Below are 18,193 nucleotides of genomic sequence, written 5' to 3' on the forward strand. Positions count from 1 at the left end.
CGTCGTCCGTCCTGCCCCTACCCCAGCGGCAACGCCGTGCTGTACAGCACCTGCTTGAGCGCGAAGCTCGAGCGGATGCTGGCCACGCCGGGAATGCGCGTGATCTGGTCGATGATCAGCCGCTCCAGCGCCTCCACATCGGGCACCACCACGCGCAGCAGGTAGTCGGCATCGCCCGACATCAGGTAGCACTCCATCACCTGCGGCAGTGCGGCGATTTTCCGCTCGAAGGTGTCGAGCGTCTCGCGCCGCTGCTTGTCGAGCGACACAGAGATAAACACCACTACCTTTAGTCCCAGCCGGCGCGCGTCGAGCAACGTCACGCGCCGCGAAATCACGCCAATTTTTTCCAGCCGCTTTACCCTCGCCAGGCATGGGGATGGCGAGAGGTTGATGCGGCTTGCCAGCTCCACATTGGTCAGGCTGCCGTCACGCTGCAGCTCGCCCAGGATTCGTATATCGGTGGCGTCGAGATCGATGTCCAGCATGTTATTCGCTCAAGGAGTTTATTGGCAGCATTCTATGCTGAATCGAGCCGATCACGCAGTGTGATCCGGACAATGCTGCGGCGCAATGAAACGTAGACTTTCCGCCATGGAGCCGGTTGCTCACAAACCCCTCGCCGGCCACGTCTATCGTCACCATGTCTGCCTCCTCGCTCGCCTCATCCTCCGCGAAGTCCTCTTTTCGATCATTCCTGCCGCTGATCGGCGCCGTCATCATCTGGGGCGGCAACTGGCCTGTCATGAAGCTGGGGCTGGCGCATGTGAGCCCGCTGTGGTTCGCGGCGTTGCGATTCGGTTCGGCCGCGCTGATCAGCCTCGCCGTGTTGGGATTGATGCGACGCCTGCGCCTGCCCACTCGCGACGAATGGCCGTTGGTGATCAGCGTGGGCTTGCTGCAGATGGGGGCCTTTACCGCGCTGGCGCTCTGGGCGCTGCAATACGTGCCGCCCGGTCGCGCATCGGTGGTGGCCTACGCCACAGCCATCTGGGTGATTCCGCTGTCGTCGCTGGTGTTGGGCGAGCGTCCGTCGCGCTGGCAATGGCTGGCAACCGCGTTCAGCTATGCAGGCATCGGCGTCATCGTCGCCCCCGCGCTGGGCGGCTGGGAGATGCACACGGTGATGGGTCTCGGTATGTTGCTTGGCGCCTCGCTGGCATGGTCGATCAGCATCATTCACCTGCGCGGCAATCGGCATGTGCGACTCGGCGCGGACATGATTCCGTGGGAGTGCGCTGTGGCAACCGCGCCGCTGCTGGCCCTCGCGCTGCTGCGCGATGGCGCTCCCGATGTGGGTGCGATGGTCGATATCTGGCCGGTCATGGCCTATACCGGACCTTTGGCTACGGCGCTGACGTTTATCGTCGTGCTCAACGTCACGCAAAGCCTGCCGCCCGCTGCCACCTCGATTGCGATGCTCGGCGTGCCGGTGCTCGGCCTGGTGCTGTCGGCCGTTGCATGGCACGAAAAGATCTCGGCGGATCTCTCGATTGGCCTGGCCCTGATCGGCCTCGGGGTGGTCACTACCGCGCTGGCGCCCCGGCTCGCGCGTCTGTCCGCAAAGGCTTGAGCCAGTCGTTCAAGGTTCCACCGACGGCCCGCGCTTGAGCGTGCGCAGCACGAATGTGGAGTGGCTGTGCCGCAGGCCCGGCAATTTGTAGAGCTTGTGGCGCAGGAACTCCTCGTACCCTTCCGTCCCCGCCACGGCCACCTTGATCAGATAGTCGTACTCGCCCGTGAGCAGATGGGCCTCGATCACCTCGGGCAGTTGCGCCAGTGCCTCGCCAAACTTGTGGAGCATGTCATCGTCGTGCCGGTCCAGCGTCACCTCGATCAGCACGGTATCGGGCAGGCCCAGCGCCTTCTGGTTCAACAGCGCGGCGTAGCCGCTGATCACCCCCGCATCTTCCAGCGCCTTGACGCGGTTCCAGCACGGCGTGGCAGACAGCCCAACACGCTCTGCCAGCTTCGCATTGGAGAGGCGCCCATCGCGGCGAAGTTCGCGCAGGATGCGGCGGTCGGTGTCGTCGAGTTTGGGCAGATTGGTCACGATTTTCTCTGGAGAATGAAGATTTATCCTGCAATCTACACCAATACAGAGATTCATTCTCCAATCAGACGATATTCGGAGAATATTCAGAAGCCCATTCTCGCGCTTCGCTGGTAAATTTACCGGACGTTCTACTCATCACTTCCGGACCCGGCCATGTCGCTCCCTTCGCTCCAGCTTGCCCTCCAACTCGACCGCGCCGATGTGTTCGGCAGCCTGGAATGGGTGCTCGCCAACGCGCGCCGCACGGGCCTGTCCTTGCAGGCGATGGAATTCGACGCCAGCCGCGCCAACGCCGTCCGGATGGTCTGCGAAGCGCCAATGGTCGAACTGCTGGAACTGTTCGTGCGGCGGGTGGCGCATGGCGTGGATCTGGAGATCGTCGATGCGGAGTTTTTCGATGCCGTGGAAGACCAGCCTGCCGCCCTCGCGGCCTGACGCTCAGGCTTCCGCCAGAAGCTCGATGCCATCGAGTTCCGCCGCGCAGGTGTCACGCACGATCGTGACGAAATCCCGCACGTAGGGCCGATCGGCCATCGGCGTCGGCACCATCGCGTACAACTCGCTCCATAGTCCCTTGGCGCCGATCCGCTTGGCCAGCACGTAATCGTGATCGACGTAGTTGCGGACGCCCCAGTTCGGTAGCGCCGCCACGCCACGTCGGCTGGCCACCAGTTGCAGCACGGCCACCGTCAGTTCAGCAGTGCGCCGCTCCAGACGAATGCCTGCTGGCTCCAGCACCTCGCGAATCAGGTCGATGCGCTGCTCTGGCACCGGATAGGTAATCAGCGTCTCGCCGGCCAAGTCGCTGGCCTCCAGCCGCCGCTTGTTGCGCAGACGGTGCTCATTGGCGATGACTGCAAGGATCTCGAAGCGGAACAGCGGCGACACATGCAGGCCGCGCCGCGCTGGCGGCTTCGATCCGATCACCATGTCGGCCTTGCCCTGCGCGATCAGACCCAGCGGATCGGCATGGAAGCCGGCCACCAGATCGATCTCCACCTCGGGCCAGCGACGACGGAACTCGTCCATGACCGGCATCAGCCAGTCGAAGCAGGTATGGCATTCAAGCACCACGCGCAGTTCTCCGCGTGTATCCCCTTTCAAACGTTCCAGATCACGCTCGGCGGCGCTGATCGCGGCCAGCGCCTCGCGCGCCAGCGCCAGCAATCGCTCGCCGGCCGGCGTAAAGCGCAAACCCTGGCGCGTGCGGTCGAACAGCGCCATGTCGTAGTGCGATTCGATGGCCTTGATCTGATGGGACAGCGCCGACTGGCTGACGTGAACGCGTTCGGCGGCAGTCGCCAGCTTGCCGGATTCGGCGATGGCGACCAGCGAACGGAAATGGCGGACTTCGATCATGAGCCGGAGCGCTGCAAAGCAGTGAGTTGAATGAAATTCATACAATGTTTAAAACATGTCGCTTGATTCATTCTAGCCGCGAACGGACACTGGCCGCCACTCGAACTTACGGAGCACCGGCATGGCACAGACCCACATCCTCGGCTTTCCGCGCATCGGCGCGCGCCGCGAACTGAAATTCGCGCAGGAAGCGTTCTGGCGCGGCGAAACCTCTGAAGCCGCGCTGCGCGAAACCGGCGCCGACCTGCGCCGCTGCCACTGGCAACTGCAGACGGCGGCCAGGCTGTCGACCGTGGCCGCTGGCGACTTCGCCTGGTACGACCAGATGCTTGGCCTGACCACGCTGCTCGGCGCCCTGCCCCGGCGCTTCGGCTTCGATGCCGAAACCCTGACGCTGGCGCAGTACTACGAACTGGCGCGCGGCAATGCTGCCCAGCCGGCCATGGAAATGACCAAGTGGTTCGATACGAACTACCACTACATCGTCCCCGAACTTGATGCGGAGAGCACCTTCGACGGCGGCGCCAATTGGTACTTCGATGAAATCGAAGAGGCGCTGGCGCAAGGGCTTTCGCCGCGTCCGGTACTGGTGGGTCCCGTGACTTACCTGTGGCTATCGAAGTCCCATGTGGCCGGTTTCGACCGCCTGAGCCTGCTGCCCAAGGTGGTGAGCGCCTATCAGCGCATCCTGTCGCAACTGCGCGCCCGGGGCATTGAATGGGTGCAGATCGACGAGCCCGCACTGTGCCTGGACCTGCCGCCGCAATGGCTCGACGCCTTCGATCATGCCTACCCGGCTCTGGCCGACAGTGGCGTGAAGCTGCTGCTGGCCACGTACTTTGACACCGCCGCGCCGCACGCCGCCCGCGCCGCCGCGCTGCCCGTGCACGGTTTTCATATCGATCTGGTGCGCGCCCCGCAGCAACTGGCAGACTGGCTCAAGGTGCTGCCCAAGACCGCCGTGCTCTCCGCCGGCGTGATCGATGGCCGCAATATCTGGCGCGCCGACCTGCGCCGCCTGCTGGAGACACTGCAGCCCTTGCACGCCCAGCTCGGCAACCGCCTGTGGCTCGCCCCGTCGTGCTCGCTGCTGCATGTGCCGGTCTCGCTCGATGCCGAATCCCGCCTCGATCCCGAACTGAAATCGTGGCTGGCCTTCGCCACCGAGAAGCTCGATGAAATCTGCACACTTGCCACGGCATTGAATGAAGGCGAAGCGGCAGTGGCCGCCAGGCTGGACGCCTCGGACGCCGCTCAGGAAGCGCGCCGCACCTCGCGCCGCGTGGTAAACCAGCAGGTGCAGAAGCGCCTGGCCGCCGTGCAGCCCGCCATGGCCGAGCGCCAGAGCGCCTTCGACATCCGCATCGCGCGGCAACGCGACACGCTCAAGCTGCCTGCGTTGCCCACCACCACGATTGGCTCGTTCCCGCAGACCGCCGCTATCCGCCAGACGCGTGCCGCTTACAAGCGCGGCGATATCGGCGCGCTGGAGTACCTGGAGCGCATCCGTGGCGAGATCGAACTGGCTGTGCGCAAGCAGGAAGAACTGGGGCTGGACGTACTGGTGCATGGCGAGGCCGAGCGCAACGACATGGTCGAGTACTTCGGCGAACAGCTTTGTGGCTATGCCTTCACGGAGAACGGCTGGGTGCAGAGCTACGGCTCGCGCTGCGTGAAACCGCCCGTGATCTACGGCGATGTCTATCGTCCCGACCCGATCACCGTGGACACGGCGCGTTATGCGCAATCGCTGACCACCCGGCCGATGAAGGGCATGCTGACCGGCCCGGTGACGATGCTGCAATGGTCATTCGTGCGCGACGATCAGCCGCGCGCCGAGACCACCCGCCAGCTTGCCCTGGCGATCCGCGACGAAGTGGTGGATCTGGAAGCCGCGGGCATCCGCGTGATCCAGATCGACGAACCGGCCCTGCGCGAAGGCTTGCCGCTGCGCCGTGAAGATTGGGCGGCGTATCTCGACTGGGCGGTCAACGCGTTCCGGCTCTCCGCCGCTGGCGTACGCGACGAGACCCAGATCCATACCCATATGTGCTATGCCGAGTTCAACGACATCCTGCCTGCCATCGCCGCCATGGATGCCGATGTGATCACCATCGAGACCTCGCGCTCTGCGATGGAACTGCTGGAGGGCTTTGGCGATTTCGACTATCCGAACGAGATCGGACCGGGCGTCTACGACATTCACTCGCCACGTGTGCCATCGGTGGAAGCCATGACGCGCCTGCTCGAACGGGCCTGCGAGGTGATTCCGCCCGAACGTCTCTGGGTCAACCCGGACTGCGGTCTCAAGACGCGCGGCTGGCCCGAGACCGAAGCCGCGCTGGCCAACATGGTGAGCGCCGCCCGCCAGTTGCGCACCAGGCTCGGTGGTGAAGCGTCGATTGCGTGGAAGCGCGTTACGCGCCCGGTTGGCTCCGTACCGGTGGCCGCCCATGTGCACGGCGCGGCATGCGGTGCCGAGTGCGTGGGCCAGGCGGCAGTCTGAAAACGCCTGAGCTTATGTGGTGATCCGATCCGCTGCGGCGCTGTGCCACATGGCGCCGCAGTGGGCCGCTTCGTATGCTTCCGGTCGAGCCCAACAAGAACATAGGGGCGTGCCGAGGTCGACCCGGTGCAGCCTTCGACCCAATGAAACGACCCACCCCATGGCGCCGCGCGGCGGCGCTACCCGTTGCTGCGCTGTCCGGCGCGGCATTGGCACAAGGCGCCGTCGGCGCCGCAGGCAGCACGCCTGACGAGGCCAGAATCCCGACACTTCCTACCGTCACCGCCACGGCACCCGCCTCCGGTTCACTGACCGTCCCCGGCGTGGCCCAGCAGCGCGAATCGCTGTTCCAGTCCGCTGGCTCGGTCGGATTTGTCGATGCTGGCACCTATGCCAACACCTACGCCTTCGATCTGCGCGACGTGCTCAAGAACGCGCCCGGCGTCTATGTGCAGGAGCGCTACGGCCAGGAATTGCGGCTCTCGGTCCGCGGATCGGGCATTGCGCGCGGCTTCCACACGCGCGGCATCGAGATCCTGCAGGACGGTGTGCCCACGAACTTTGCCGATGGCAGCGGCGATTTCTATCAGGTCGATCCGCTCGCACTGTCGGCCGCAGAGGTCTACAAGGGTGGCAACGGTCTGGCCTACGGCAGCACCACGCTGGGCGGCGCGATGAACTTCACCACACCCACGGCGCTCACCGTGGAATCGCCAAACATGGTGCGTATCGATGGCGGCAGCTTCGGCACGATCCGTGGCAGTGGACAGGTGGCACGCCAGATTGGCAACTGGGATTTTCTGGTCAATGCCACGGTCAGCCACTCGGAGGGCTGGCGCAACCACGAGCGCGGCCAGTACGAGCAGATTAACGCCAATGTGGGCTATCGCTTCACGCCGGCTGTGGAGACGCGCTTCTACTTCGGCGCGTATATCGTGGATCAGTTGCTGCCCGGCGCGCTGACGCTGAACCAGGCACTGAACACCCCGCGCATGGCCTCGGCCAGTGCGCTGGCTGGCGATCAGGCGCGCAACACGCGCACCGAGCGGCTGGCCAATGTCACGAGCGTCAAGCTCGATAACGGCCAGATCGATTTCACGACGTGGGCCATCCACAAGAGCCTGTACCACCCGATCTTCCAGGTCATCGACCAGGATTACTGGACCTACGGATTCGCGCCGCGCTACACGGGGCAGTTCACCGTGGGCGGCATGCGCAACCAGTTGATTGCCGGCGCACGCTTCTTCGGCGGCAACAACGATGCGCGCCAGTACGTCAACGTCAACGGGAATCGCGGCGCACAGACGCTCAACGCCGCGCAGGATGCCTACAACTACGAGGCGTACCTGGAAGACCGGCTCTACGTGTTGCCGACCGTGGCGCTGATGGCTGGCGCCAAGGCGTATCGTAACCGTCGCGAATACACGGACTACGGCGGCTTGCCGACCAATCCCACGGCGAAGGCCGATGCCACGACCTATAGCGGCGTGAATCCGAAGTTCGGCGTGCTGTGGGAACCGAAGCCCGATGTGCAGGCGTTCATCGACATCACGCGCAGCGCGGACGTGCCCGACTTCTCGGATCTGAACCAGACCATCGGCACCACGCAGCGCTTCGTCCCGCTATCGGCCCAGCATGGCTGGACGCTCGAAGTGGGCACGCGCGGCAAGACGGATCGCTTCGGGTGGGACATCACGGCCTATCGCTCGCTGCTGCGCGACCAGTTGCTGCAATACACGGTCAATGCCGATATCCCGGCCTCGACGTTCAATGCCAACAAGACCGTGCTGCAAGGCGTGGAGTTTGGGGCCAGCGCCGATGTGTTGCGAGACCTGTTCGGCAAGGGCGACAAGGTCACCGTATCGCAACTGTGGAACTACAGCGATTTCCGCTTCGACAACGATCCGGTCTACGGCAACAATCGCATCGCCGGTGTGCCGCAACATGTGCTTCGCACCACGCTGGCCTACAGCCGCAACACACGGCTGCGCGTGGCAGGCACCATCGACTGGGTGCCGACCGGCGCCTATGTGGACTATGCCAACACGCTGAAGACATCGGCCTACGTGCTGTTTGGCATCGAGGCCAGCTACGAATTCGAGCGTGGCGTGACGCTGTTCCTCGATGCGCGCAACCTGACCGACAAGCGCTACATCAGCGATTTCAGCACCGTGACCGATGCGCGGACGGCCAATACCGCCGTGTTCTATCCCGGCACAGGACGCGCGTTCTATGCCGGGATGAAGTACCGCTTCTGAGGTGCAGCGGGTCGGGGTCAGACCTTGCCGTCGTGGATGATCACGGACAACGTGGTGCGCGGCGGCACGACAACGGTCTCGATAAAGGTGCCCGTCACATTGCGCCGAACCATCGGCAAGACCGAGTGGGCCGGCAGCGTGGCGCCGGGCGTCGGCAGCTTGCGCTCCGCGGCGAGCGTCTGCAAATCGATTGCAGGCAACGCGTAGCCGGTTTCCGTACGCGCCGGATAGCCATAACCGGAAGGTGCATTCTCGGCCGGTATCAGCGCTCCAACCGATGCAGCCCAGCGCCGCAGTTCCGGCACGGTGCCCGATTGCGGACGCACCGAGCGGATGGCTGCGTCGAGCATGTCCGTGGAAGACTTGTTCGTACTGTCGTTCAGCAGATTCCGGAAGAAATCGATACCGAACTGGCGGTTCAGGTAGCCGCCCCACGCGCCCCAGACCCCATAGCCGTCGCAGGCTTCGCGGTCTTCCGGCCACTGGAACACCGGGCAGGCATAGAGCGGCGTGCGGGTGTATTGCGGCAGGCGGGTGTCCGCGATCTCGTTGTAGGTCGCCAGCAACCGGCCGCTCATGAAGTCTTCCACCATGACCGCCGTGCCTTCATCGAGCCAGGTTTCCATGACATGGTCCGGCCCCAGCCGCACGCCCCTACGATAGAAGTTCTGCATGTGGATCGATTCATGCGCCAACGTCAGCAGCGCCGTGCCGATGCCGCCCCCGTCTTCGGCATACATGATCGATGTATCGATGAACAACACCACCGCCTGATTGCTGCTCAGCGTATCCGCTTCAGACGGATTTCGCGTGAACGCGTTGTTGGCGGAGAAGAATCCCGCCAAGCCCGTCTCGTCCATTTTCATGAAGACGATATTGACCGCCTGCCCGGTGCCGCCAATCAGTTCGGGCAGGTTGTGGGCGCCCCACAGCGGGCCGCCTACTCCGATCAGGAAGTCATAAATGCCGTCTGCAACGGTGTACTGCGTGGATAGGGTGTCGAGCATCTCTCCGGTGACTTTCTCCGCATCGGACTCGCTGTCCTCCAGCCAGAAGTTCACCGTGACGCCATCGCTTGTCGTCGATTGCCGCATCAAAGTGGTGTCGCGTGGCGTGTCGGTCTTGCCGTCGTGCCACTGACGCGAATCGCCAAGCTGGGCAGCTGGCGTTGGCTCGGGCAGATCGCCCCCGTCCCGCGCCGTCGGCGGCACCTCGCCACGCAATGCGCGAAGTTTCTCGATGCGTTGCCCCCAGCCGGACTGATTGAAGGCGCGGACCTGATCGCCAAACGATGGTGACACTTCCCGCTGTTCCGCTGCCTGCGGACGACTCCGTGTCGTATCGCCTTGCGCAGTCATCGGCATGGGCTGTGCGTCGCCGCTGTCATTGGAAAACACCAGCGATACGTTCTGCCCTTTCAAATTGCGGAGCGAGACTGGAATTGAGACTGGCTGGTCTGTCCCGTTCGAATAGGCCCACACGCCCGTGCCCTGCCCGCTGTACTGCGTGGGCGAGACCGCACTGCAACCGGAGCACGCCGGTTCGATTGTGGCAACGGGTGCGATAGGTGTATCCGGCTTGCCAGTGCCGGGCGAAGGATTGGACGATGGGCAGCCGGCCACCAGCAGTGCAACGGCCAGCAACGCGCCCGATCTGAAATGATGTGACGTCATGAAGAAACTCCTGTCCGATAACGAGGCACGTGGCCTCTCGGTCAGGATGCTTCCGAGGGAACGTCCGAATATTGACGCCGTGCAATGCGATCACGGCATTCGTAAAACGGCGAGAAATCCGTCCGGCAAAGACAAAGCCCCTCCGCTGTGGGAGGGGCCTTGTCGACACGGCGAAGACTACAGCACGAATCAGTTCACGCGCTGCACGGGCGGCGGCATCCACTTGCCGTCGAGCAGCACCTGATCGGGCCAGTAGGCGCGCATCATCAGGTTGAAGCCGTCGGGCGGCGCCGGCAACCAGTTGGCCATCTGGTTCGGGGCCGGCCGTTCGTACTGGATGTAGATGTCCAGCGAGCCATCGCGGTTGTAGCGCAGGCGGTCGCGGCTGCCGATGGCGTAGCGCTGCAGTTCGTTGCCGACGAATGCCTGCTTGTCGTTGTACATCGTCAGCGACCAGAACGCCTTCACAGGCGGCAACTGGCCTTTCTCGAAGTGCATGACGTAGCGGGCGCCACCATCGAACGGACGGCCCGTGGCGTCGGCACGGGCCGTCGGGTAGATCGCGTCCTCGGGCAGGTTGGCGCCGAGCCCGAACATCGCCACGGCCGCGCGCCGCGCATAGTCCATGCCATAGGCACCCATATCGCGCGACACGCGCCAGCCCGAACCGCCTGCAGCGCTCTTGCGCGCGTTGGCCGTCACGGTGGCCAGGGCCGCTGTGGCACCTTCCTGCACGGCACGCGCGGTCGACGGTTCCAGCACGGTGGTCTTGAAGGGCTCGCCGGGACGGATACCCATGCGCAGCATCTTCTCCACCATGGCGTCATCGTCCGGGGACGGCGGATTGTCCTGCAGCAGAGAGGCCAGGCGGCTGAAATATGCCTGCGCGTCCATGGCGGCCACCTGCTCGACCGGCGGCGTTTCCGTATCCACCAGCGTCGCGCGGGGCGTGGCCGGCGGCAGGCTGCGTGTGCCCTTGCGCCAGGCGGACAGCGGCACCAGCCGGAACTGGTCCTGCAGGCGATGGACGTTGCCGTAATCGGCCTTGCCGTTGGTCTGAATCCGGCCGATCAGCCACACTATGTCCGTGGGCGAGCGGATTTCCTGCACGCCCTTCGGCAACGTGCCCTGCCAGTCAGGCCCGACGATCGCGAACGCGCCGCGCTTGGTGCCGGTGGTGCGCTTGCCCGGTGAGGCGAACACGTTGGTCCAGGCATCGAGCATCTGCATGACGTAATAGCGTCCGGCGGTATCGGGCACCGACATGACGACGGGCTCCTTCGACACATCCAGCCAGGCCGTGGAGTACAGCGTATCGGCATTCGGACTCACCACGTCCGCAAACGAAGCATCCGGAAAGACACGCTTGTGCGTGAACGTGTTCACCGGCACCCGCGCTGTCATCACCTCTCGCGTGACATCCATCAGGACGAGCGGATACGCGAAGGTGAAGACCTCGGCCGACAGCGATTTCATCGCCTGATCGGAAGGAGGCTGTTCGGCAGCTGGCGCCTTGACTACCGGCTCGGGTGCGGATGCGCAGGCGGACAGCAAGACGGCAAGCGCGACCACGCTTGCCAGTTGGCGGATTGATCGGTTCATGACCCCGTTTCCCTTTGGAGTGGCGGCCTTCCGAAATAACGTGTCACAACGACTGGGGGCGCGTGAGTTGCTCCGGAGGCGCATCTATTCCGGACGAATGATGGGCTGGGGGTTGTCCACTGTCAATGACCCCGACGGTCGGTTCGGGGGGAAAGCGAACACTATGGTAGGAACGGAGGCGGAGGCTGCGAGGACCTGTGTCGAAAACAGCACGTTGAGGACGGGTCGGGCAGAAATCCGGTAAAGAAAAAGGGCTTCCGTTTCCGGAAGCCCTTCCTCACTGCATAGGTGGCGCGGCTGGCAGGATTCGAACCCACGACCCCTTGGTTCGTAGCCAAGTACTCTATCCAACTGAGCTACAGCCGCACGCGAGGCCCGAATTATATAGAAACTGATTCGGCGCGCAAGTGTTTTTTGCACGCCATCTTTTTCAAGCCGCTACCAGCGGTATCGTGCCCCCACCGTCCCCCCGGCATTGCGTCCTGCCCGCGCCTTGACCCACACCTTCAGTCCTGTGTTCGACCGGCTTTGCGCGCCCACATTGAACGAGAGCAGTCCGCGCAGCAGGTCGGTGTCGATACGCGTGCCGTTGATGTTGATGGTGCGCGCACGGTTATCCTGCCACCAGTCGGCTTCGACATAGGGATAGACACCGCTCACCCGCGTGGGCCGGGAGTTGTAGAGCCGCACCGCCAGGCCCGTGGCACTGCTCTCGCCGGGGGGCGCGTCCCAGTTGCCGGGAACCGGCGACAACCCAGGACGATAGGCCATCTCCACGCGCGGTTGCAGGGTCAGCCCGCTGCGCGACAGCGGCGCGTCAAATGCCAGCGCCATGCTGCGCACACGGCTGTCCACGAAATTGGAACCTGTAGAGTTGTCGTCGATATGCAGCGCCGCATCACGCGGCCCGCTGCGAAAACGCTCCACGACGCGATCGATCGATGCCAGGTTGATCGTTACCGTCTCCACATCGACCGATACCTGTCCTTCAGGCATGCGCGAGGCATGCACGGGAATCGGCAGATCCGGCTCGTCGTTCTCTACCACCATGCGGGGCGGAACCAGGGACAGCGTCACGTCCTGGACTGGAGTTGGCAAGGGCGCGGGTGATGCGGCCTCTTCGATCTGCGGCGGCGCCTCGCCGAACGGCGGCGCTTCGGCAAACGCCCGGGCATGCTCGACCGCGCAGGCCAGCAACATGAACGCAACGCACAGGGGAAGACCAGGATGATACGAAGGATGCGCAGGCACACAGCACCCCCGCCCGGACTCACGCCCGGTGCTCTCCTCTCTTCCGCACATCAACAGTACGGACATGATGACCACCCTTGCCGAGCGTTGTGTGAACCATGCCCGGTCAGCTTGAGCATAGGTCAAAGGCTTGCGGATCGTTAGCTGCGAATGTGGGATCGGCCGCCGGACAGAGGGATGAGAAACGGGTTGCGGTGGGGTTAATGCGGAGCTGCTTTTGGTGGTCTCCCCGCTGTCGGTTTTCTCCCCTCTCCCGCGATGCGGGAGAGGGGAGAAAACCGTCGGGGGTATCAAATGGCACGACCGTAAACGGAAAAACCCCTGTTCTTGCGAACAGGGGTTTTCTGAATTTGGTGCCCAGAAGAGGACTCGAACCTCCACAGTGTTGCCACCGCTAGGACCTGAACCTAGTGCGTCTACCAATTCCGCCATCTGGGCTTCGTTTCGCTGTATTGCTACGGCGATGCGAAGAACGAGATCTTAAGAAGGATCGTCACATCTGTCAACAGCTTTTTATCCGAGCCTCGACAAATTCCAGAACTCATTGCCGATGTAACCGGAAATCGACTTGGCCCGGGCGTTCCGGCAGCGATAGCGTGGCCGTGGCTGGTGTCGTGCGGGCGATGACCTTGCCGGCGCGCATCACCAGCAGCCGCGTGGCGCGCAGCCGGATCGCTTCCACGGCGTTGCCGGCCTGCAGCAGCACAAGGTCCGCGCGGCAGCCTGGTTCCAGGCCGTAGCCTTCAAGACCGAGGATCTTTGCCGGCGTTTCGGTCACCGCCGAGAAGCAGGCACGAATCCCTTCCTGCCCGGTCATCTGGGCCACGTGCAGACCCATGTGCGCCACCTCCAGCATGTCGCCCGAACCCAGGCCGTACCACGGGTCCATCACGCAGTCATGCCCGAAGGCCACGGGGATGCCGGCGGCAAGCATTTCGGGCACGCGCGTCATGCCGCGACGTTTCGGGTAGGTGTCGTGCCGGCCTTGCAGCGTGATGTTGATCAGCGGATTGGCGATGGCCGCCACGCCGGCCTCTTTCATCAACGGCAGCAGCTTGGACACGTAGTAGTTGTCCATCGAGTGCATCGACGTCAGGTGCGAGCCCGTCACGCGCCCTTGCAGCCCGAGCCGCACCGATTCACTCGCCAGCGTTTCGATATGGCGCGACAGCGGATCGTCGCTCTCGTCGCAGTGCATGTCCACGCGCAGGCCCCGGTTGGCCGCTTCCTCGCAGAGCAGCTTGACCGAGGCCGCGCCGTCCGCCATGGTCCGCTCGAAATGCGGAATGCCACCCACCACGTCCACGCCCATATCCAGCGCACGGCGCAGGTTGTCGAGCGCGCCCGGTGCGCGCAGCACGCCGTCCTGCGGAAACGCCACCAGTTGCAGATCGAGATAGGGCTTCACGCGCTCGCGCACATGCAGCAGCGCCTCGGTGGCCAGCAGGCGCGGATCGCAGATGTCTACGTGCGAGCGGATCGCCAGCAGGCCCTTGGCCACCGCCCAGTCGCAATAGGCCAACGCACGCTCGACGATGGCCTCCTGCACCAGCAGCGGCTTGAGTTCGCCCCACAGCGCAATGCCTTCGAGCAGCGTGCCGGATTGATTTACGCGCGGCAGGCCGTACGACAGCGTGGAATCCATATGGAAATGCGCATCGACGAACGGCGGCGATACAAGCTGCCCGCCGGCATCGATTTCTTCGCCAGCGGTGCCTGGCAGTTGCGGCGCCACGGCAGCGATCTTGCCGCCGGTCATGCCGATATCGATATCGGCACGCCCGTCGGGCAGGTTGCAGTGGCGCAGGATGGTATCGAACATGGGGAAGGTCTCTTTGTTATCGGTTCGGGTCAGCGCTCGCCCTTGCGGTACGGCTTCATCAGTGCCTGCGGATAGGCCGCGCGCCGCGCCACCAGGATCAGGGCAACGATCGACAGGATATAGGGAAGCATCAGGTAGACCTGATACGGCAGCGTGGGCAGGCCCGGCAGGCTGGCACCGCCCTGCTGGAGACGCAGTTGCAGCGCATCGAACGCAGCGAACAGCACCGCGCCGAGCAATGCCCGACCGGGACGCCACGACGCGAACACCACCAGCGCCACGCAGATCCAGCCGCGTCCGTTGATCATGTTGAAGAAGAACGCGTTGAAGGCTGATAGCGTCAGGAACGCGCCGCCAATCGCCATCAGCGCGGAACCCGCCATGATCGCGCCGATACGTACTGCATTGACGCGAATGCCCTGCCCTTCGGCCGCAGCCGGGTTCTCGCCGACCATGCGCACGGCCAGCCCCAGCGGCGTGCGATAGAGCAGCCATGCCAGCAGCGGTGCCATCAGCAGGGCCAGCAGCGTCAGCGCGGTCTCGGCGGCCATGACGGGACCAATGAACGGCACGTCCTGCCACCACGTCATCGGCGCAAACGGTGTGATCGTGGGCGGCGACGAGACCTGCGCGAAGCCAAGCCGATAGGCGTAGTAGGACACGCTCGTCGCCAGCATCGTCACGCCGAGCCCTGCCACATGCTGCGACAGCGCCATCGACACCGTCAGCCAGCCGTGCAGCAGGCCGAGGCACAGCCCCACGCCCGCCGCCACGGCCACGCCACCCCAGAGCGGCATGCCCTGGTACACCGCCAGCCAGCCGGAGAACGCGCCGGCCACCATGATTCCCTCGATGCCGAGGTTCAGCACGCCCGCCCGCTCGCACAGCAATACGCCAAGCGTGCCAAAGATCAGCGGCGTGGCCACGCGCAGCACGGCGATCCAGAACGGGGCGCCGGCCAGAATATCGAACAGTTCCATCAGGCCACCTTCCCCATGCGGTCGAAACGGACGCGATAGCGCGTAAGCATCGTCGCCACCAGCATCGACAGCAGCGCCACCGCCACGATGACATCGGCGATTGCGTTCGGCACACCCACCGCGCGGCTCATGCCATCGGCACCCACCAGAATGCCGGCCACAAATACCGCCGAGGCCACGACGCCTATCGGATGCAGTCCCGCCAGCATGGCGATCACCACCCCCGTATAGCCGTAGCCGGGCGACATATCGAGTGTCAGGTAACCGGTGCGCCCTGCCACCTCTACCACACCGGCCAGCCCCGCCAGTGCACCGGACAGCGCCGCCGCCAGCAGCGTAACGCGTGCCACGGGCATGCCCGCGAATGCCGCCGCGCGCGCGTTGGCGCCCACGGCACGCATCTGCAAGCCGAACACGGTGAAGCGGTTGATGGCCCAGACGAGCACCGCCAGCGCGAGCGCCATCAGCAAGCCCGCATGGACACGCGACCGCTCCATCAATCGCGAGAGTTCCAGCTCCGGCACCAGTGCCACAGATTGCGGCCAGCCCATGGCGAGCGGGTCTTTCATCGGTCCATCGAGCATGGCCGATACCGCCAGCAGCACGATGAAATTCAGCAGCAGCGTGGTAACCACTTCATCCACGCCGAGCCGCATCTTGAGCACTGCGGGCAAGAGCAGCAACAGTGCGCCGGCCAACATGCCTGCAGCCACCATCAAGCCAAACAGCACGCCATTGGGCAGCGACGCCGCCCAGGGCGCCGCCGCACCATCGACCTGCCCGCCCACCGCCACGGCGGCGAGCGCGCCGAGATAGAGCTGCCCTTCGGCGCCGATATTGAACAGGCGCGTGCGGAAGGCCACGGCCACCGCCAATCCAGTGAGGATCAACGGCGTGGCGCGCGTCAGCGTCTCCGACCACGCAAAGCGCGAGCCGAAGCCACCTTCCAGCAGCAGCAGATAGGCTTTGCCGACGGGAGCGCCGGCAAACGCCACGAGGATTGCGCAGATCAGCAGCGTCACGACGATAGCGGCCAGCGGTGCCACTACGAGCGCGCTGCGCGACACGGAGGTTCGGGCTTCAAGCCGCATGGGCCACCTCCGCATCGTTGCGATTCGCGCTGTCGGCACCGGCCATCGCGAGGCCCAGTGATGCCAGCGTCCATGCGGATGTCGGTCGCGCGGCGGTCAGATGCCCCGCATGCATCACGGCGATGCGATCGGACAACGCCATCAATTCATCCAGATCTTCGGAGATCAGCAGCACGGCGGCACCCGCCGCTGCCGCTTCGAGCAACTGGCGATGGACATACGCCACCGCGCCGATATCGAGTCCCCAGGTCGGCTGACTTGCGACCACTAGCCGAGGTGTTTCCGCGCCACGCACGGACAGCGCACGCCCCAGAATCAGTTTCTGCATATTGCCGCCGGACAGCGCGCGCGTGGGGACGTCGATGCCGCCGCCGCGCACATCGAACCGGCTCACCAGTTCGCCCGCAAAGCGACGGGCCGCCGCACGGCGGATCACGCCTGCGCGTACAAACGTCTCATTGCTCAGTTGCTCGGCAATGGCGTTCTCCCAGACAGCAAGGTCGCCTACCGCGCCTTCGGCGTGGCGATCTTCCGGGATACGCGCCACGCCCGCGCCGATCCAGCGTCTGGGCTGCGCGGGCAACGCATCGCCATGCAAGGTCACGCGACCCGTGGATGGACTTGCCATGCCGCTCATCAACTCGGCCAGCGCGACTTGTCCGTTACCGGACACCCCGGCGATGCCGACGATCTCACCGGCATGCAGATCGAGCGAGATATCGTGCAGGCCCATGCGGCCCGCCGCTGCCACGCTCGCGCGGTCGAGCGAAGCAATCACCCTGTCACTGGCAGTTGTTGTGGTTCGCGCGGGCATTTCCACGCGCCGGCCCACCATCAGCTCGGCCAGTTCGGGCTTGCTGGTGCCCTGCGCTGCCAGGGTCGCCACCAGTCGGCCACCACGCAGCACAGCCACGCGATGCGACACCCGCAAGACCTCGTCCAGCTTGTGGCTGATGAAGATCACCGCCAGTCCTTCGGCAATCAACTGGTTGAGCGTGCCGAACAGACTCTCCACCTCTTGCGGCGTCAGCACCGCAGTCGGTTCATCGAGGATCAGCACGCGCGCGCCGCGATACAGCGCCTTGATGATTTCCACGCGCTGGCGTTCGCCAACGGAGAGCGATCCCACTTTGGCATGCGGCTGCACCGCCAGTCCGAAGCGCGCAGCCAGATCCTGTATCCGCGCGAGCGCGGCACGTCGCCGCTGGCGTGGTTGCCAGAGCGACTCGGTGCCGATCACGATGTTGTCGAGCACGGACAGGTTGTCGGCCAGCGTGAAATGCTGATGCACCATGCCCACGCCTGCGGCCAACGCCGCGCGCGGGTTGCCGGGTGGCAGCGGCGTGCCATCCACGTCGACGCTGCCCGCATCGGCCGTGTAGTGGCCGAACAGGATATTGACGAGCGTGCTCTTGCCGGCGCCGTTCTCGCCGAGCAGCGCCAGCACCTCGCCGCGATGGAGATCGAGCGAGATATCGTCGTTCGCCACCAGTGAGCCGAAGCGCTTGCTGATATGGGATAGCCGGAGAACCGGCGGAGAAACCTGGGACATCTAATGTTCGTCAGCAAATAGAAGATGCCCCGTTCACATGCAC

14 protein-coding genes and 2 tRNA genes are annotated in these 18,193 nt (G+C 64.5%); 4 read left to right on the top strand and 12 right to left on the bottom strand.

Annotation, left to right across the window (positions count from 1 at the left end; all coding sequences use genetic code 11):
- Positions 1 to 17: 17 nt before the first annotated feature.
- Positions 18 to 488 (bottom strand): Lrp/AsnC family transcriptional regulator, encoded by a 471-nt coding sequence (locus GA566_RS20460; protein WP_137927145.1) that lies wholly within the window; start codon positions 486 to 488, stop codon positions 18 to 20.
- Positions 489 to 643: 155 nt separating this feature from the next.
- Between GA566_RS20460 and GA566_RS20465 the strand changes: the two genes are divergently transcribed.
- Positions 644 to 1,573 (top strand): DMT family transporter, encoded by a 930-nt coding sequence (locus GA566_RS20465; protein ID WP_160473872.1) that lies wholly within the window; start codon positions 644 to 646, stop codon positions 1,571 to 1,573.
- A gap of 9 nt (positions 1,574 to 1,582) precedes the next feature.
- Here the strand turns inward: GA566_RS20465 and GA566_RS20470 are convergent, their stop codons facing one another.
- A complete protein-coding gene (locus tag GA566_RS20470; protein ID WP_160473873.1) occupies positions 1,583 to 2,053 on the bottom strand; it encodes an Lrp/AsnC family transcriptional regulator in 471 nt (156 codons plus the stop codon).
- A gap of 156 nt (positions 2,054 to 2,209) precedes the next feature.
- On the opposite strand from GA566_RS20470, the gene GA566_RS20475 reads away from it, so the two are divergent.
- Positions 2,210 to 2,491 (top strand): AsnC family transcriptional regulator, encoded by a 282-nt coding sequence (locus tag GA566_RS20475; RefSeq protein WP_137927148.1) that lies wholly within the window; start codon positions 2,210 to 2,212, stop codon positions 2,489 to 2,491.
- A 3-nt stretch (positions 2,492 to 2,494) separates the two neighbouring features.
- Here GA566_RS20475 and GA566_RS20480 read toward each other — a convergent pair whose 3' ends face one another.
- Complete coding sequence (locus tag GA566_RS20480) at positions 2,495 to 3,415, bottom strand: LysR family transcriptional regulator (RefSeq protein ID WP_137927149.1); 921 nt, start codon at positions 3,413 to 3,415, stop codon at positions 2,495 to 2,497.
- A gap of 121 nt (positions 3,416 to 3,536) precedes the next feature.
- On the opposite strand from GA566_RS20480, the gene metE reads away from it, so the two are divergent.
- Together metE and GA566_RS20490 are read left to right on the top strand one after the other, a co-directional pair.
- The gene (metE, locus tag GA566_RS20485) at positions 3,537 to 5,921 is read left to right on the top strand and encodes a 5-methyltetrahydropteroyltriglutamate--homocysteine S-methyltransferase (RefSeq protein WP_160473874.1); all 2,385 of its coding nucleotides are present in this window, start codon (positions 3,537 to 3,539) and stop codon (positions 5,919 to 5,921) included.
- A 143-nt stretch (positions 5,922 to 6,064) separates the two neighbouring features.
- Positions 6,065 to 8,179 carry a TonB-dependent receptor gene (locus tag GA566_RS20490; RefSeq protein WP_160473875.1) on the top strand — a complete coding sequence of 705 codons (2,115 nt, stop codon included), beginning with the start codon at positions 6,065 to 6,067 and terminating at the stop codon, positions 8,177 to 8,179.
- Between the two features lie 17 nt (positions 8,180 to 8,196).
- Here GA566_RS20490 and GA566_RS20495 read toward each other — a convergent pair whose 3' ends face one another.
- The 9 genes from GA566_RS20495 to GA566_RS20535 form a co-directional block, all read right to left on the bottom strand.
- Positions 8,197 to 9,852, bottom strand: coding sequence for a hypothetical protein (locus GA566_RS20495; RefSeq protein ID WP_160473876.1), 1,656 nt, complete (start codon positions 9,850 to 9,852; stop codon positions 8,197 to 8,199).
- A gap of 189 nt (positions 9,853 to 10,041) precedes the next feature.
- Complete coding sequence (locus tag GA566_RS20500) at positions 10,042 to 11,454, bottom strand: DUF1254 domain-containing protein (protein ID WP_160473877.1); 1,413 nt, start codon at positions 11,452 to 11,454, stop codon at positions 10,042 to 10,044.
- Between the two features lie 289 nt (positions 11,455 to 11,743).
- Positions 11,744 to 11,820: transfer RNA gene (locus tag GA566_RS20505), tRNA-Arg, on the bottom strand.
- A gap of 72 nt (positions 11,821 to 11,892) precedes the next feature.
- Positions 11,893 to 12,654 (bottom strand): hypothetical protein, encoded by a 762-nt coding sequence (locus GA566_RS20510; RefSeq protein WP_237380539.1) that lies wholly within the window; start codon positions 12,652 to 12,654, stop codon positions 11,893 to 11,895.
- Positions 12,655 to 13,056: 402 nt separating this feature from the next.
- A tRNA-Leu gene (locus GA566_RS20515) sits at positions 13,057 to 13,143 on the bottom strand.
- A 103-nt stretch (positions 13,144 to 13,246) separates the two neighbouring features.
- Positions 13,247 to 14,527, bottom strand: coding sequence for an amidohydrolase family protein (locus GA566_RS20520; RefSeq protein WP_160473878.1), 1,281 nt, complete (start codon positions 14,525 to 14,527; stop codon positions 13,247 to 13,249).
- A 29-nt stretch (positions 14,528 to 14,556) separates the two neighbouring features.
- Entirely contained in the window at positions 14,557 to 15,507 is a 951-nt protein-coding gene (locus tag GA566_RS20525; protein WP_202126847.1) for an ABC transporter permease, read from the bottom strand.
- A complete protein-coding gene (locus GA566_RS20530; protein WP_137927157.1) occupies positions 15,507 to 16,598 on the bottom strand; it encodes an ABC transporter permease in 1,092 nt (363 codons plus the stop codon). Before GA566_RS20530 ends, GA566_RS20525 begins: the two co-directional genes overlap by 1 nt.
- Positions 16,588 to 18,150 carry an ABC transporter ATP-binding protein gene (locus GA566_RS20535; protein WP_160473879.1) on the bottom strand — a complete coding sequence of 521 codons (1,563 nt, stop codon included), beginning with the start codon at positions 18,148 to 18,150 and terminating at the stop codon, positions 16,588 to 16,590. Before GA566_RS20535 ends, GA566_RS20530 begins: the two co-directional genes overlap by 11 nt.
- Positions 18,151 to 18,193: the final 43 nt, after the last annotated feature.

The sequence above is a fragment of the Cupriavidus sp. SW-Y-13 genome, assembly GCF_009793345.1.
Classification (GTDB): domain Bacteria; phylum Pseudomonadota; class Gammaproteobacteria; order Burkholderiales; family Burkholderiaceae; genus Cupriavidus.

What these genes read in the sequence shown, in the direction of transcription:
- GA566_RS20520 (WP_160473878.1), bottom strand. Translation starts at nt 14,527, where the DNA reads ATGTTCGATACCATCCTGCGCCACTGCAACCTGCCCGACGGGCGTGCC.
- GA566_RS20480 (WP_137927149.1), bottom strand. Translation starts at nt 3,415, where the DNA reads ATGATCGAAGTCCGCCATTTCCGTTCGCTGGTCGCCATCGCCGAATCC.
- GA566_RS20475 (WP_137927148.1), top strand. Translation starts at nt 2,210, where the DNA reads ATGTCGCTCCCTTCGCTCCAGCTTGCCCTCCAACTCGACCGCGCCGAT.
- GA566_RS20530 (WP_137927157.1), bottom strand. Translation starts at nt 16,598, where the DNA reads ATGCGGCTTGAAGCCCGAACCTCCGTGTCGCGCAGCGCGCTCGTAGTG.
- GA566_RS20465 (WP_160473872.1), top strand. Translation starts at nt 644, where the DNA reads ATGTCTGCCTCCTCGCTCGCCTCATCCTCCGCGAAGTCCTCTTTTCGA.
- metE (WP_160473874.1), top strand. Translation starts at nt 3,537, where the DNA reads ATGGCACAGACCCACATCCTCGGCTTTCCGCGCATCGGCGCGCGCCGC.
- GA566_RS20460 (WP_137927145.1), bottom strand. Translation starts at nt 488, where the DNA reads ATGCTGGACATCGATCTCGACGCCACCGATATACGAATCCTGGGCGAG.
- GA566_RS20525 (WP_202126847.1), bottom strand. Translation starts at nt 15,507, where the DNA reads ATGGAACTGTTCGATATTCTGGCCGGCGCCCCGTTCTGGATCGCCGTG.
- GA566_RS20490 (WP_160473875.1), top strand. Translation starts at nt 6,065, where the DNA reads ATGAAACGACCCACCCCATGGCGCCGCGCGGCGGCGCTACCCGTTGCT.
- GA566_RS20535 (WP_160473879.1), bottom strand. Translation starts at nt 18,150, where the DNA reads ATGTCCCAGGTTTCTCCGCCGGTTCTCCGGCTATCCCATATCAGCAAG.
- GA566_RS20510 (WP_237380539.1), bottom strand. Translation starts at nt 12,654, where the DNA reads ATGTTGCTGGCCTGCGCGGTCGAGCATGCCCGGGCGTTTGCCGAAGCG.
- GA566_RS20500 (WP_160473877.1), bottom strand. Translation starts at nt 11,454, where the DNA reads ATGAACCGATCAATCCGCCAACTGGCAAGCGTGGTCGCGCTTGCCGTC.
- GA566_RS20495 (WP_160473876.1), bottom strand. Translation starts at nt 9,852, where the DNA reads ATGACGTCACATCATTTCAGATCGGGCGCGTTGCTGGCCGTTGCACTG.